General features: G+C 70.0%; 15 protein-coding genes and 1 pseudogene. 7 read left to right on the plus strand and 9 right to left on the minus strand.

Annotation, left to right across the window (positions count from 1 at the left end; translation table 11 throughout):
* Positions 1–488: 488 nt before the first annotated feature.
* The 8 genes and pseudogenes from BJ971_RS17525 to BJ971_RS17560 form a co-directional block, all read right to left on the minus strand.
* Positions 489–608: pseudogene (locus BJ971_RS17525) on the minus strand (YnfA family protein); the annotation flags it as partial.
* A gap of 30 nt (positions 609–638) precedes the next feature.
* Positions 639–944, minus strand: coding sequence for a mercuric ion transporter MerT (gene merT / locus BJ971_RS17530; protein WP_184994335.1), 306 nt, complete (start codon positions 942–944; stop codon positions 639–641).
* Positions 941–1,252, minus strand: coding sequence for a rhodanese-like domain-containing protein (locus BJ971_RS17535; RefSeq protein WP_184994336.1), 312 nt, complete (start codon positions 1,250–1,252; stop codon positions 941–943). Before BJ971_RS17535 ends, merT begins: the two co-directional genes overlap by 4 nt.
* Positions 1,249–1,596 carry a hypothetical protein gene (locus BJ971_RS17540; RefSeq protein WP_184994337.1) on the minus strand — a complete coding sequence of 116 codons (348 nt, stop codon included), beginning with the start codon at positions 1,594–1,596 and terminating at the stop codon, positions 1,249–1,251. Before BJ971_RS17540 ends, BJ971_RS17535 begins: the two co-directional genes overlap by 4 nt.
* Before the next feature lie 130 nt (positions 1,597–1,726).
* Positions 1,727–3,667: a potassium transporter Kup gene (locus tag BJ971_RS17545; protein WP_239087597.1), complete on the minus strand. Its 1,941-nt coding sequence runs from the start codon at positions 3,665–3,667 to the stop codon at positions 1,727–1,729.
* Positions 3,668–3,808: 141 nt separating this feature from the next.
* Positions 3,809–5,809 carry an APC family permease gene (locus BJ971_RS17550; protein WP_377885392.1) on the minus strand — a complete coding sequence of 667 codons (2,001 nt, stop codon included), beginning with the start codon at positions 5,807–5,809 and terminating at the stop codon, positions 3,809–3,811.
* A 42-nt stretch (positions 5,810–5,851) separates the two neighbouring features.
* Positions 5,852–6,004, minus strand: a complete 153-nt coding sequence (locus BJ971_RS17555) for a hypothetical protein (protein ID WP_184994339.1) — start codon at positions 6,002–6,004, stop codon at positions 5,852–5,854.
* Positions 6,001–6,393, minus strand: a complete 393-nt coding sequence (locus tag BJ971_RS17560) for a hypothetical protein (protein WP_184994340.1) — start codon at positions 6,391–6,393, stop codon at positions 6,001–6,003. The genes BJ971_RS17555 and BJ971_RS17560 overlap by 4 nt, the downstream gene beginning before the upstream one ends.
* Positions 6,394–6,758: 365 nt before the next feature.
* On the opposite strand from BJ971_RS17560, the gene BJ971_RS17565 reads away from it, so the two are divergent.
* From BJ971_RS17565 to BJ971_RS17580, 4 genes are all read left to right on the plus strand, one after another.
* Positions 6,759–7,196: a hypothetical protein gene (locus BJ971_RS17565; protein WP_184994341.1), complete on the plus strand. Its 438-nt coding sequence runs from the start codon at positions 6,759–6,761 to the stop codon at positions 7,194–7,196.
* A gap of 158 nt (positions 7,197–7,354) precedes the next feature.
* On the plus strand, positions 7,355–8,317 hold the full coding sequence (locus tag BJ971_RS17570; protein WP_184994342.1) for an SDR family NAD(P)-dependent oxidoreductase: 963 nt from the start codon (positions 7,355–7,357) through the stop codon (positions 8,315–8,317).
* Positions 8,314–9,291 (plus strand): type III PLP-dependent enzyme domain-containing protein, encoded by a 978-nt coding sequence (locus tag BJ971_RS17575; protein WP_184994343.1) that lies wholly within the window; start codon positions 8,314–8,316, stop codon positions 9,289–9,291. The genes BJ971_RS17570 and BJ971_RS17575 overlap by 4 nt, the downstream gene beginning before the upstream one ends.
* Positions 9,254–9,394, plus strand: a complete 141-nt coding sequence (locus BJ971_RS17580; protein ID WP_184994344.1) for a hypothetical protein — start codon at positions 9,254–9,256, stop codon at positions 9,392–9,394. Before BJ971_RS17575 ends, BJ971_RS17580 begins: the two co-directional genes overlap by 38 nt.
* A 58-nt stretch (positions 9,395–9,452) precedes the next feature.
* Here the strand turns inward: BJ971_RS17580 and BJ971_RS17585 are convergent, their stop codons facing one another.
* On the minus strand, positions 9,453–9,743 hold the full coding sequence (locus tag BJ971_RS17585; RefSeq protein WP_184994345.1) for an Lrp/AsnC ligand binding domain-containing protein: 291 nt from the start codon (positions 9,741–9,743) through the stop codon (positions 9,453–9,455).
* A gap of 337 nt (positions 9,744–10,080) precedes the next feature.
* On the opposite strand from BJ971_RS17585, the gene kdpF reads away from it, so the two are divergent.
* Genes kdpF through kdpB form a run of 3 tightly spaced genes read left to right on the plus strand, consistent with a single transcriptional unit; the run spans position 10,081 to position 13,945 of the window.
* Positions 10,081–10,170 (plus strand): K(+)-transporting ATPase subunit F, encoded by a 90-nt coding sequence (kdpF, locus tag BJ971_RS42170; protein ID WP_041840852.1) that lies wholly within the window; start codon positions 10,081–10,083, stop codon positions 10,168–10,170.
* A complete protein-coding gene (gene kdpA / locus BJ971_RS17595; RefSeq protein ID WP_184994346.1) occupies positions 10,170–11,816 on the plus strand; it encodes a potassium-transporting ATPase subunit KdpA in 1,647 nt (548 codons plus the stop codon). The genes kdpF and kdpA overlap by 1 nt, the downstream gene beginning before the upstream one ends.
* On the plus strand, positions 11,813–13,945 hold the full coding sequence (kdpB, locus tag BJ971_RS17600; RefSeq protein WP_184994347.1) for a potassium-transporting ATPase subunit KdpB: 2,133 nt from the start codon (positions 11,813–11,815) through the stop codon (positions 13,943–13,945). The genes kdpA and kdpB overlap by 4 nt, the downstream gene beginning before the upstream one ends.

Raw genomic sequence — 13,945 nt, forward strand, 5'->3', positions numbered from 1 at the left:
GGCACCACTACGCTTAGCGCGGGAATTCCGTAAGTCCGGAGGAGAGACCCTCATCGCAGGGCATTTCCGGCGGCGTAAAGCCCGCCGGCGGGGCACTTCTGGCAACCCGTGGCGACACACCACAGCAGCCGTAGCGGCTTGCCGCGTCGTGTCCACCACCCGAGGCTTTCACCCCGGTACCGGTGGGCTTCTAGTTCAATCATCGCTCGATGTCTCAAGGTCGGGCAGGGCCATTGGTCCCGACGGAGAAGACCGTCAACCTCGACGGGACGAGGCGGACCGAAGCGACATACCAACGTCGAGCGGCTGGTCGAGCGGGCGGCGGTCGCGGAGCCGTCGACGCGGGACGTGCTCGTGGGTTGGTGCTCGGTGCCGGCGACCGCAGCGGTCGATGGTGATGTCGTCAGCGTCGGTCAGCGTGCGATTCGCCAAGGCTATGTCCTGCGAGCTGCCGGCCGATTCGGAACGTTGGAGCACCGCTGAAAGCGCTACGTGGTGCTGCGTGGTGCGTACGCGGCTCCGATGATGTCGTAGCGGTCGGGGCGGAACCTGTCGAAGGCCATGGCCCAACCGAGGGATCCGGCGACGAACACGCCGCCGTAGGCGGCACCGGCGGGGTAGCCGCGCCACAGCCAGGTTCAGCAGCCGCAACCTCCGCCGCCGCACCCGCTGCCGGCCACGGCGGCACGCCGGGCGGTGCGGCTGCGGCGCAGCCACCACATGCCCAGCGCGAGGACGACCAGAGCGGCGGCGACCGCGAGGAGCGTCCGCTCCAGGATCGCGGCGCCGGCGCCGGTGAGTAGGCCGGCGGCGATGAGCGGCGGGATCGCGCAGCACGCGGCGCAGGCGAGGGCGGCGAGACCGCCGGTGACCTTGCTGCGTTTCGGTGGGGTGTTGTCGACCGTCGGCCGCGTGTGCTGGTGTGGCGGGGCGGGCAGGCTCATGTGGGTTCTCCGTCTGGGCGGCCGATGTGAGCGAACGGGAGTCCTGCCGCAGCCCGGTCGGCCTTGCCGCCGTGGTAGACGCGCACGTCGGCATAGCCGAGCCGGATGAACCCCGCGGCGGCGACCTTGGATCGGCCGCACGACGGGCCGGAGCAGTAGGTGATCACGGTCCGCGCCCGGTCCGGGGCGAGCCGGGCGGCGAGCTCCGCTGACAGCCGGCCGGGCAGGTTCACCGCGCCCGGGAGGTGCTCCGGCCCGGCGGGCGCGGTGGCGGCAAGCTCGGTCAGGTCCGGCATCGCGGTGCTCATGGCATCGTCCGGGCCGAGACCGTGCCGGCCCGCTGGGTGAGGGCCGCGAGTACGTCGGCGTGCTGCGCCGGGACCTCGACGTCGAGGGTCAGCGCCTCGCCGTCGGCTGCGGGTTCGGTGGTCACGGTGAAGGTGAAGAACGAGCAGCATTCGGTCTCCCGCGCGGTCAGGTCGCGCACCGTGGCCGTCAGCCCGTGCGGGCCGGTCAGGCGCATCCGGGCGTGGGTGTCGGTGATCGGCTCGATCCGGCGGACCGCCGTGGCGAACAGGTCGTCGAACTCGGCCAGCCGCAACGGCTGTTCGGCCGTGGGCAGCGTGCAGGCGTCGGGGACAGCGAACGGCATCACAGGCTCCTTGAGCAGCGGGTCCGGCGCCGCACCGGCGCCGTCCACTCGACGGTAAGCCTGTACCTGGGTACCGAATGCAACCCCTGGACTCTCGCATGTCCTGCGGCGGACCGTGATGTGGCGGTGTCTATACGTCGATCCGGGATCCCATGATCACCGTCCGTTCGCGGGGCAGGCCGAGGAACTCGGCCGCGTCGGCCGTGATGTGGGAGGTGGCGATGAACAGCCGCTTACGCCAGGCCGCCATGGTGTGCGTGGGGCCCTTGGCGAGCTCGATCTTCGACAGGAAGTAGGACGCGTCGTCGAGCGAGATCGGTCCCTCGGTCTCTTCGGGGTCGAGCAGCCGCAGCGCCGCGGGGACGTCCGGGGTGTCCATGTAGCCGAATTGGGCGCTGACGTGGATGATCCCGTCGCCGGCGTGGCCCAGGTTGTCGACCTGGATCCGTTGCGTGTCGGGTACGTGGGGCATGGGCAGGGTCTGGATCGAGACGATGAGGATCTGGCTGTGCAGGATCTGGTTGTGTTCGACGTTGGCGCGCAGCGCCAGCGGTGCGGTCTGTTTGCCGCGGTTGAGGAAGACCGCGGTTCCCGGGATGCGTGCCAGTGGCGGCTTGTTGTCGCGTAGCCGTTCGATGAACGCGCTCAGGGGACCCTCAGCCCGTTCGCGTTCACGGGTGACGACCTGCCGGCCCTTCTGCCAGGTGGTCATCACGGTGAAGGCGGTCAGGCCGATGAGCAGGGGCAACCATGCGCCGTGCACGAGCTTGGTCAGGTTCGCGGCCAGGAAGAGCAGGTCGATCGCGAGCAGTGCGCCTCCGCCGATGCCGACCAGCCATCGTGGGGTGTGCCAGTGGACCCTGGCGAGGTAGAAGAACAGCAGGGTGGTGATGGTGATGGTCGCGATCACGGCCATGCCGAACGCGTACGCCAGCGCGGCTGAGCTGCGGAAGGCGAAGACGAGGGTGAGGACCGAGACCATCAGCAGCCAGTTGATCCACGGCACGTAGATCTGGCCGATGGTCGACTCCGAGGTGTGCGCGATCCGTAGTCGCGGCAGGTAGCCGAGTTGGGCGGCCTGCGACGCCACCGAGTAGGCGCCGGTGATCACCGCCTGGGAGGCGATGACCGTCGCCGCGGTCGCCAGCAGGACCATCGGCAGGCGTGCCCAGCCGGGTGCGAGCAGGAAGAACGGGCTGCTGATGTGCTGCGGGTCGTCGAGGATCAGCGCGCCCTGCCCGAGGTAGCTCAGCACGCAGGCGGGCAGGACCAGCAGGAACCAGCCGCGGGTGATCGCGCGGCGGCCGAAGTGGCCCATGTCGGCGTACAGCGCTTCGGCGCCGGTGACCGCGAGCACGACCGCGGCGAGCGCGAAGAAGGCCACCCCGAAGTGGCCGGCCAGGAAGGTGACCGCGTACGTGGGCGACAGCGCCTTCAGGATGGCGGGGTTGCCGGCGATGCCCGTGATGCCGCAGGCGCCGATGGCGAGGAACCAGGCGATCATCACCGGGCCGAACAGCCTGCCGACGGCGGCCGTGCCGCGGCGTTGGAAGGCGAACAGCACCACGATGATTATCGCGGTGGCGGGAACGATCAGGTCTTCCAGGCCCGGTTGGACGACCTTGACGCCTTCCACCGCGGACAACACCGAGATGGCCGGGGTGATCATGCTGTCGCCGAAGAACAGCGCCGCACCGAAGACCCCGGCCGCGGCCAGGATCCCGGCGCCTCGGCGGCCCCCGGTGCCGCCCCAGCGCCGCAGCATGGCGATCAGCGCCATGATGCCGCCCTCACCGTCGTTGTTCACCCGCATCACCAGCGTCACGTAGGTCAACGACACGATGATCATTACCGACCAGAAGATCAGTGACACGACGCCGTACACGTTGGCCGTGGTCACCGGGACCGGATGAGGGTCGGCGGGGTTGAAGACGGTCTGGATCGTGTAGATCGGGCTCGTGCCGATATCGCCGAACACGACGCCCAGCGCGCCGAACACCGCGGCGGCTCGTACCGTCTCGCGGCCACCGGCCGGGCGCACCGTCGGCGTGGTCGAGGGCTCCGCGCGCACCGGCTTTCCTCTCTTCTGACCGGGCGGACCTCGCCGCGGCGCTGCCAATGAATCCGTCGATACCGACGATATGTGGGTGAAGACCCTGCTCGCGGCCGGAATACGCAGCTCCGTGAGATTGCCGCGGTGGCCTTCGGCCGATCAGCCGACGTGGATGTGGGGCCGGCGGTTGCGGTCGGGTTCGGCCTGGCGCAGCATCTCGCGGGTGACGGGGGCGACCTCGCCCTGACCGAAGATCAGATAGCGCAGGAAGTTGGCGGCCGGGTTGCCCTCGGTCCACTCGAAGTAGATGTGCGGGCGGCGGCCGGTCGTGTCGCGGATGTAGAGCAGCAGGGCGGCGATGGCGCTGGGCACCGAGGAACTCTGCACGGAGAGGATGCGGTAGCGGTGGTGCAGCACCTCGCCCTTGAGGTGCAGCTCCGTCTCGAAGTCCGAGGCGTCGGTGACGGTGACCTCGACGAAGATGACGTCCCGGTCGTCGGCCATGTCGTTGTCGGCGAGGATCTGGGCGATCTTGGCGCTGTACTCGCGGGCGTCGCGGCTGTCCGGCTCGTTGGCGATGAGCCTGATCTTGCGCCGGCCGCACTCACGCAGGAAGGTCTGCGCGACGGAGTCCGCCTCGAAGTGGGTGACGCGCAACTCGAAGGCCCGGTACAGGCGCGAGAGCAGCGAGACGAGCAGGATGCCGGCGATGAAACACCCGGCGATCTTGACGCCGTCGGGACGTTCCGCGACGTTCGCGATCGTCGTGTAGGTGAAGATCAGCGCGATCACCGCGAATGCGACCGTCCGGCCGTGCTGGCGCCTGCGGCGTGCGGAGAGAGTGACCGCCGTGGCCGCGGAGGTGATGAGTACCAGGACGCCAGTGGCGTAGGCGCCGCCCTGTGCGTCGACGTCCGCGTCGAAGATGATCGTGATCAGGAACGCGGTGCCGGTGAAGACCAGCACCATCGGGCGTACCGCCCGGGACCAGGACGGTGCCATGCCGAACTTCGGCAGGTAGCGGGGGACCAGGTTGAGCAGCCCGGCCATCGCCGACGCGCCGGCGAACCAGAGGATCGCGATGGTCGACAGGTCGTAGACGGTGCCGAAGACGTTGCCCAGGTTCTCGTGGGCCAGGTATGCCAGGGCGCGGCCGTTGGCCTCACCGCCGGGCTCGAAGGCCTGCTGCGGGATCAGCACGGTGGTCACGATGCTGCTGGTGATCAGGAAGACGCTCATGATGCCGGCGGCGGTGCTGAGCAGCCGCTTGGCGCCGCGGATCCGCCCGACGGGGTTCTGTGGGGTTTCGCCGGGGTCGCCCTTGACGTGCGGCATGACGGCGACGCCGGTCTCGAAGCCGGACAGGCCCAGCGCGAGTTTCGGGAAGACGAGCAGGGCTATGCCGACCATCACCAGGGGATTGCCGTGCTGCGTGGTCAGCGCGGTGGTCCAGTCACCGACCTGGTCGGGGTGCGTGACCACACGGAACAGGCCGTCGCCGATGACGGCGACGTTGAGCGCCAGGTAGATGCCGACGAGGCCGACGGCGATGCCGATGGCCTCGGTGAAGCCCTTCAGGAAGACGGCACCCAGGAGCGCGACGAGCACGAGCGTGACGATCACCTCGTGGCCCTTCAACGAGGAAGGCCAGAACGGGTTCTCGTCGACGTGGGCGGTGGCGTCGGCCGCGGACAGGGTGATGGTGATGATGAAGTCGGTGGCGGCGAAGCCGAGCAGGACCAGGACGAACAGCTTGCCCTTCCAGAAGGAGAGCAGCCGCACGAGCATCGCGATCGAGCCCTCGCCGTGCGGGCTGTCCGCCGCGACCCGGCGGTAGACCGGCAGCGCACCCAGCAGCGTGACCAGGACCAGGATCAGGGTGGCGATCGGGGAGAGCACCCCGGCGGCGAGCGCGGCGATGCCGGGCTGGTAGCCCAGCGTGGAGAAGTAGTCCACGCCCGTCAGGCACATCACCCGCCACCAGGAATGCGGCTTTTCGTGCTCGGGCTGGGCGTGCGGGCCCTGGTGGTGCTGCGCGCGGTCGTTGAGGCCCCTCAGCAGCCAGTCACGCAGCCCGTTGCGCTCGGTTGGCGGACGGGTGGCAACGGTCACGCGAAATCTCCCAAGGGATGGTGGCAGGGGTTCCTGAGAAGTATTCATCGCAGGCCTGCGGCGCGGCCGGTGGCGGACGTTAAAATCGCGTCAATATCGGTTCGCCTCGTGCGCAGCCGGTCGCCGGCGGCGTGCCCCGTATGTGTCGTTGACGGGTTTGAAGTCGTTGAGGTCCATGAGGAACACGGTGACCGGACCGTCGGCGAGCAGCGCGGTCAGTCGTCGCGAGGTCTTGGCTGTCACCGGCACGGCGGACCGGCCATCGGTGTGCCGGCCTCGTGGGCGTTGACGGCGTGAATCCAGCGTTGGCCACGGCCGATCAGGGCGGCGAAGCCGATGGCGATCGTATGCGACCACGGCGAGGGGTCGCCGGCGAGCTCACCGTACTGGTGAGCCATGAACCCGACGAACACCAGAGTCGCGAAGACGGTCACGGCGACGCAGGCTCGCCAGTCGGCGAGCAGCCGTGCCAGGACTCCGGCTGTACCGGCCATGACCATCAGGCGCGCGCCCAGGTCCGCCGGTGCGAAGACCGCGGCCGCGACCAAAGCCGCCGCGACAACCACCACGCATCCTCTGGCGAGATCGAACGCCGCCGCCGTCGTCGAGTCCTTGTCCGATCGAGTACGCATTCCTGACTCCTTCTGACCCATGGCCCGCGGGGGCGGGCCGGCATCCCGTGCCGCAATCGCAACGCGCGCGCAGATGGGCGGCCAGAGGTGTTGACGCGTTCGGTACGCCCTGTCCGTCGATGTTGACGTGTTGTTCACGCGCCGTCGGCGGCATCCGTCAACGCGGCGTGAATATCGCCGCCGCCGGCGTATTGATCGCGTGAATCCTGTGGTGGGGGCCGGCCGCGCCGCGTTTGCATGGCCGGTGGCCGACCAGGACGCGGTGAAGGGACCGACGTGAGCAATGCAGAAGTACGAACCGTGAACGGCGGCGGGGACAGGCTCTCGGTCGCCTGCCAGCCGCGGTTTCCGATCGGGGCGCCCCGGTGATCGACACCACGTTGTTCGCCCCACCCCCGATCCGCGGCGTCGACTTCGACGACGCCGCGCGGCGCCTGCTCGCGGCCCGGCCGGGCGACGGCGTGCTCGACCTGTACGCCGGACCGGCCCCGCGGGCGGCCGGGTTGTGCCTGCACGTGACTCCCACGGCGCCCGCCGGGCCGGTGCTGATGGTCTTCGGGGAGCCGGGCGGAGTCCTGCGCGCGCACTACCGGCCGGTGCCGTACGCGATCAGCGCCGTGCTGCTCGCGCTGGGTGAGGCGACCGGCCGCAGGATCCGCTGCGGGTTCGCCTGGCCGCCCGGGCTGCCCCGGGCCCTGGCGGCCGTGTTCGGCGTCGGCGGCACCGCGGCGGAGGTCCGGGCGCTGCTGCGCCGGGCCGAGCCGGACCGCTGCCGTCGCCCGGTCGTGCATCTGGGCGACTGAGCGGCGTCAACACGGGGTGAACGTCGGCCGGTGGGGCGTGCACAACTCGTCAACATCCTTGCCCGCGGCGACGGGCGCGGGGGACGCTGGCGGTGGTGCGCCGGGAAGCCTGGTCGGCATGACGACATCGTCCTGTCCGACAAGGAGTGATTCTCGCAATGCCGCACCCGCGTATCGCCGTGGTCACCGGCGGATCCCGTGGCATCGGCCGCCAGGTCTGCCGGGAACTTGCCCGCCGGGGCACCTACGTCATCGTGCACGCGCCGGCGCCCGACGAGGCGCACGCCGCCGTCGCCGGGCTCATCCGCGACGGCGCCGACCCCGGACTGCTCCGGGCCGCGAGCGCGGACTTTCGCCGGCTCGACGACGTGTTCTCGTTGGCCGGTCACCTCGAACGCCGGCATGGCCGGATCGACCTGCTGGTCAACAACGCCGGGACCCTCGTGCCCGCCGGTCTGACCGGTGACGGCATCGACGCCAACCTCCAGATCAACTACGTCGCCCCGTACGCGTTGACCCGGCTGCTGGCCCCGGCGCTGAACACCGCCGCCGGGCGGATCGTGACGCTCGCCGATGCCGTACACCGCGACGGGCGGCTCGACCTCGACGAGCCGGGCCGCGGCGCGGGCCGGCCGGTCGAGGCCTACGCCGGGGCCCAGCTGGCGCTGGTGTTGTTCACCCGGATGCTCGCGCGGACCGCAGAGCGGCGTGTCACCGCGGTCGCGGTGCATCCGGGCATCGTGGACACCGGCTCTTTCACGGCCGTGCACGGCGCCGGTGGCCTGCCGGTGGCCGACGGCGCCGCGCATGTGCTGCGCGCCGCCGACCCCGACACCGACGTGGTCGACGGCGGCTACTACGAGGGCATCCTGGCGGCCGACCCGGCGCCGCAGGCCCGTGACGACACGGCGGCGAGGCGGTTGTGGTCCGCGACCGCACGCCTGCTGGGGTGGGACTACACCGCCGCCCGGATCCCGCCGGTACGTGCCGGCGTATCCGCGGCGTCAACATCGGTGATCCCCGCGTCAACGGCGCGTATCAACGTCTTCCCGCGAGTCACCGACGGCGAGCATCGTCAAGACATGAACTCATTTTCCGTTTCGTCGGGGTGGGTGCGATGACGCTGACCGATCTGTTGCCGTCGTTGCGGACCTCGCTGCCCGCTCGACTCGATGCCGAGGTGTGGCCGTCGACGGCCCGCTGGGGCGCCCAGGGGGATCTTCTGGTCGGCGGGGTGCGGATGTCCGCGCTCGGCAGAACCCACGGCACGCCCGCGCACGTGCTCGACGAACACGACGTGCGGGCACGGTGCGACGAGTACGTGCGGGCCTTCGGTGCGGGCACGGTCGCCTACAGCGCGAAGGCGGGCCTGACCGTCGAGGCCGGGCGGTGGATCGCCGGTATCGGCCTCGGCTGCTACGTGTCCTGCGCGGCGCAGCTGCGTACCGCGTTGCTGGCCGGCTTCCCACCCGAGCGGCTCGTGCTGCACGGCAGCGCGAAGTCCGTCATGGATCTCGATGCCGCCTACGCCTGCGGCGCCGCCATCGTGGCGGGCTCCATCGCCGAACTCGAGCGCGTCGCCGCCCGGGCTCCGCAGGGCCAGCGGGTCCTGCTGCGGGTCGTGCCGGCCCCGGGCGCGCGGGCACGGATCCGGTACGGGCTGCGCCTGGGCGCCGGACCGGCGCTGACAGCGATCGAGACGATCGCCGCCTCACCGAATGTGGTGCTGGCGGGTCTCGACTGCTCCCTCGGGCATCAGCTCATCCGATTCCAGGTGTTCGAGGCGTGCCTGCGCGAGGCCATGGCGTTCGCCGCGGTGGTCCGCGCACGGTGCCTGGTCGTGGTGCCCGCACTGAACCTGGGCGGCGACGGTGGAGGGTGTCACGGGCTGCGCCGCGTACTCGCCGTGCGCCGACAGGCATGCGGTGCGGCTGATCGGCCGGTTGTCGCAGGCGGGAATGCGACCCGCGAGCGTGGTGGCATCGCTCGGACGATCCCGCACCGCGCCGGTCTCCACCACGCGACTGCCTGCCGACCTCACCGCCGGCGATCTGCTGGTGGTAGCCGGCACGGGCGCCTACCACCACGGCGATGACGCGGCACTCGGTGCGGCGCCGGTGCTGGGCGTCGCCGACGGCAGGACTCGTACCCTGCGGCGCCGGGCCACCGTCGAGGACGTGCTGCGCAGCGTCGCCTGACGAACCTGCCGCTGGTGTGAGGATGGGGCCGCCCGGTTCGGGCGGCCCCATCGCCGTCTCACTGAGGCTGCAGGGCTATCTGGCGCAACACCATGTGCGTGGAGGTTTCCATCGCACCGCCCAGCAGGCTCAGGTCGTCGACCGCCCGGTGCAGTTCGCGCATGCTCGGCGCGGCCAGCAGCACCACCGCGTCGATGTCGGCGGCGATCCACCAGGCCGCCACCACGAAACGCTGGGCGCGCAGGTGCTCGAGCAGGTGACTGCCCGCCACGGTCGTCTTGAGCCGCAGGCCGACGATGGCCTCGTGCCGGGCCCCGTCGCCGGACGGTACCTCGATGTGCAGGGTCATGACCGCAGGTATACGCCCCGCCGTAGGGCCGTGCCCGGACATTAACACCTTTGATGCGCGAAGCGGCCAAACGTTGACGCGCTGACGACGCCGGCGGCCGCGATGGCCGGCTCGGCGGCGGATCCGCCCGGGGGCGTTAAAAAGGCGTCAAGAATCGCTCCGGGAGCGTAGTCATCGCATTAACACCGATGACAAGGGGCCCGATCCGCGCTGTGCTGACCTTGGCAATAACGCAACCCCTCGTCTAGGAGCTCCTTGTGGCTGATCTCGTGTTCGTCGGTATCACGGTGGTGCTGTTCGCAGCGCTGACCGTGCTGATCCGGGCGGTCGAACGCTGGTGAGCGCCGTCAACCTCATCGGCCTGATCGTGGCCGTCCTGCTCGGCGCCTTCATGGTCGCCGCCCTGCTCTTCCCGGAGAAGTTCTGATGGCCGGCTGGCTCTTCGTCGTCACGCTGATGATCGCCCTGGTGGCGGTCTACCGGCCGTTCGGCGACTACATGTACCGGGTCGTCACCGGAACCCGCAGCACCATCGTCGAGCGCGGCGTCTACCGCCTCGTCGGCGTGAACCCGTCCGCCGAGCAGACCTGGGGTGTCTACGCCCGCAGCGTCCTGGCGTTCTCGGCGGTCTCGATCCTCTTCCTCTACCTGTTCCTGCGTGTGCAGGACAAACTGTGGCTGTCGCTGGGCTTCGACCCGGTCACCACCCACATCGCCTGGAACACGGCGGTCAGTTTCGTGACGAACACGAACTGGCAGGCGTACTCCGGTGAGTCGACAATGGGTCACCTGGTGCAGATGGCCGGCCTCGCCGTGCAGAACTTCGTCTCCGCGTCCGTCGGAATCGCGGTGGCCGTGGCGCTGATCCGCGGCTTCGCCGCCCGCAAGAACGGCACGCTCGGCAACTTCTGGGTCGACCTGACCCGGATCACGCTGCGGATCCTGCTGCCGATCTGCGTGCTGGCGACGATCGTGTTCATGGTCGCCGGCATGGTGCAGAACCTCTCCGGCGGTACCGATGTCACCACGCTGACCGGTGCGACGCAGCACATCACCGGCGGCCCGGTCGCTTCACAGGAGGCGATCAAGGAACTGGGCACCAACGGCGGCGGCTTCTACAACGTCAACGCCGCGCACCCGTTCGAGAACCCGACCACCTGGACCAACTGGCTGCAGCTCTTCCTGATCCTGCTGATCCCGTTCAGCCTTCCGCGGGTCTTCGGCCGCATGGTCGGCCAGAACCGCCAGGGGTACGCGATCGTCGCGGTCATGGGCATCCTGGCGCTCGCCTCCGTCGCGCTGACCGTCGGCTTCGAGACGCACGGCGGCGGCACGGTGCCGCAGGCGGTCGGCGCCGCGATGGAGGGCAAGGAGGTCCGGTTCGGCATCCCGAATTCGGCCACCTATGCGGCGGCGACGACGCTGACCTCGACCGGGTCGGTGAACTCGTTCCACGACTCCTACACGTCGTTCGGCGGGATGATGCCGATCGTCAACATGATGCTCGGCGAGGTCGCACCCGGCGGCGTCGGCTCCGGCCTCTACGGCCTGCTGATCCTCGCGATCATCACCGTCTTCGTGGCCGGGCTGATGGTCGGCCGGACCCCGGAGTACCTGGGCAAGAAGATCGGCGCCCGGGAGATCAAGCTGGCGTCGCTGTACTTCCTGGTCACCCCCACGATCGTGCTGGCCGGTACGGCGGCGGCGTTCGCCACCGGCAACAACTCGACCGCCCTGAACGTGGGCCCGCACGGCCTGTCCGAGGTGCTGTACGCCTTCACCTCGGCGGGCAACAACAACGGTTCCGCGTTCGCCGGCATCACCGTCAACACACCCTGGTGGGACACCGCACTGGGGCTGGCCATGCTGCTCGGCCGGTTCCTGCCCATGGTGCTCGTCCTCGCCCTGGCCGGCTCGCTGGCCAGGCAGAAGGCCACCCCGGAATCCGAGGGCACCCTGCCCACCCACCAACCCCTGTTCGTCGGAATGGTCGTCGGCGTCACCGTCGTGCTGGTCGCGCTGACCTTCCTGCCCGCTCTCGCTCTCGGACCCATCGCGGAAGGCCTGTCATGACCACCCCCACCCTGGAGAAGCCTCCGACCGAAGGAAAGGCTGCCGCGTCCGGTGACCGTCGCGTCGGTGGCGGGCTGCTCGATCCGGCCCAGCTGTGGCGTTCGCTGCCCGCCGCGGTTCGCAAGCTGGACCCGCGCACGCTGTGGCACAACCCGGTCATGCTCCTCGTCGAGGTCGGCGCGGTGTTCACGACCGCCCTGGCGATCACCGACCCGAGCGTGCTCGCCTGGTCCATCACCGTCTGGCTGTGGCTCACCGTCGTCTTCGCGAACCTGGCCGAGGCCGTCGCCGAGGGCCGCGGCAAGGCACAGGCGGCGGCGCTACGTCAGTCGAAGCAGGACATGACGGCCCGCCGGCTCGTCGACGGCGTCGAGCGCCGCATCCCGGCACCCGAGCTCAAGCAGGGCGACATCGTCGTGGTCGAGGCCGGGGAGACCATCCCCGGTGACGGCGACGTCATCGAGGGCATCGCCAGCGTCGACGAGTCGGCGATCACCGGCGAGTCCGCACCCGTCATCCGCGAGTCCGGCGGCGACCGCTCCGCGGTGACCGGCGGCACGAAGGTCCTCTCCGACCGGATCGTCGTGCGGATCACCCAGCGACCGGGGGAGAGCTTCGTGGACCGGATGATCGCCCTGGTCGAGGGCGCGAACCGGCAGAAGACCCCGAACGAGATCGCGCTGAACATCCTGCTCGCGGCGCTCACGCTGATCTTCCTGCTGTCCGTGGTCACGCTGCAGCCCCTCGCCATCTTCTCCAAGGCGTTCCAGGCGGCGGCCCCGGACACCGCGGCGATCGATGCGCACGGCGTCACCGGCATCGTCATGGTGTCGCTCATCGTCTGCCTGATCCCGACGACGATCGGTGCGCTGCTGTCCGCGATCGGCATCGCCGGCATGGACCGGCTCGTACAGCGCAACGTGCTCGCCATGAGCGGCCGCGCGGTCGAGGCGGCCGGCGACGTGAACACGCTGCTGCTCGACAAGACCGGCACCATCACCCTCGGCAACCGCCAGGCCGCCGAGTTCATCGCGGTGGACGGCGTCACCGCCGCGACCCTCGCCGACGCGGCGCAGCTGTCCAGCCTCGCCGACGAGACCCCGGAGGGCCGCTCCGTGGTGGTCCTGGCCAAGACCGAGTTCGGCCTGCGCGAACGCGAACCCGGGCTGATGCCGCAGGCGACGTTCGTGCCGTTCACCGCGCAGACCCGGATGAGCGGCGTCGACCTCGGCGACCGGAAGATTCGCAAGGGGGCCGCCGCGGCGGTGATGAAATGGGTCCGGAGCAACGGCGGGCACCCCACCGAAGAGGTCGGCGAGATCGTCGACATGGTCAGCACCACCGGCGGCACGCCGCTGGTCGTCGCCGAACACGTCGCCGGGCGACCGGCCCGCGCGCTGGGGGTGATCCACCTCAAGGACGTGGTCAAGCCGGGCATGCGGGAGCGCTTCGACGAGATGCGCCGGATGGGCATCCGCACGGTGATGATCACCGGCGACAACCCGCGCACCGCCAAGGCGATCGCGGACGAGGCCGGCGTCGACGACTTCCTGGCCGAGGCCACCCCGGAGGACAAGCTCGCCTACATCCGCAAGGAGCAGGAGGGCGGGCGGCTGGTCGCGATGACCGGCGACGGCACCAACGACGCGCCCGCCCTCGCCCAGGCGGACGTCGGCGTCGCGATGAACACGGGCACGTCGGCCGCGAAGGAGGCCGGCAACATGGTCGACCTCGACTCGGACCCGACCAAGCTGATCGAGATCGTGGAGATCGGCAAGCAGCTGCTCATCACCCGCGGCGCGCTGACCACCTTCTCGATCACCAACGACATCGCCAAGTACTTCGCGATCATCCCGGCCATGTTCGCCGGCGTGTATCCGGGCCTGGACACGCTCAACGTCATGCGGCTGCACTCGCCGGGCTCGGCGATCCTGTCCGCGGTCATCTTCAACGCCCTGGTCATCGTCGCGCTGATCCCGCTCGCCCTGCGCGGCGTGCGCTACACGCCATCGAGCGCCAGTTCGCTGCTGCGCCGCAACCTGCTCGTCTACGGCCTCGGCGGCGTCATCGCCCCGTTCCTCGGCATCAAGCTCATCGACCTGCTCATCCAGTTCATCCCCGGGATCTGA

Origin of the sequence: Amorphoplanes digitatis, assembly GCF_014205335.1 — a bacterium.
Taxonomy (GTDB): Bacteria; Actinomycetota; Actinomycetes; order Mycobacteriales; family Micromonosporaceae; genus Actinoplanes; species Actinoplanes digitatus.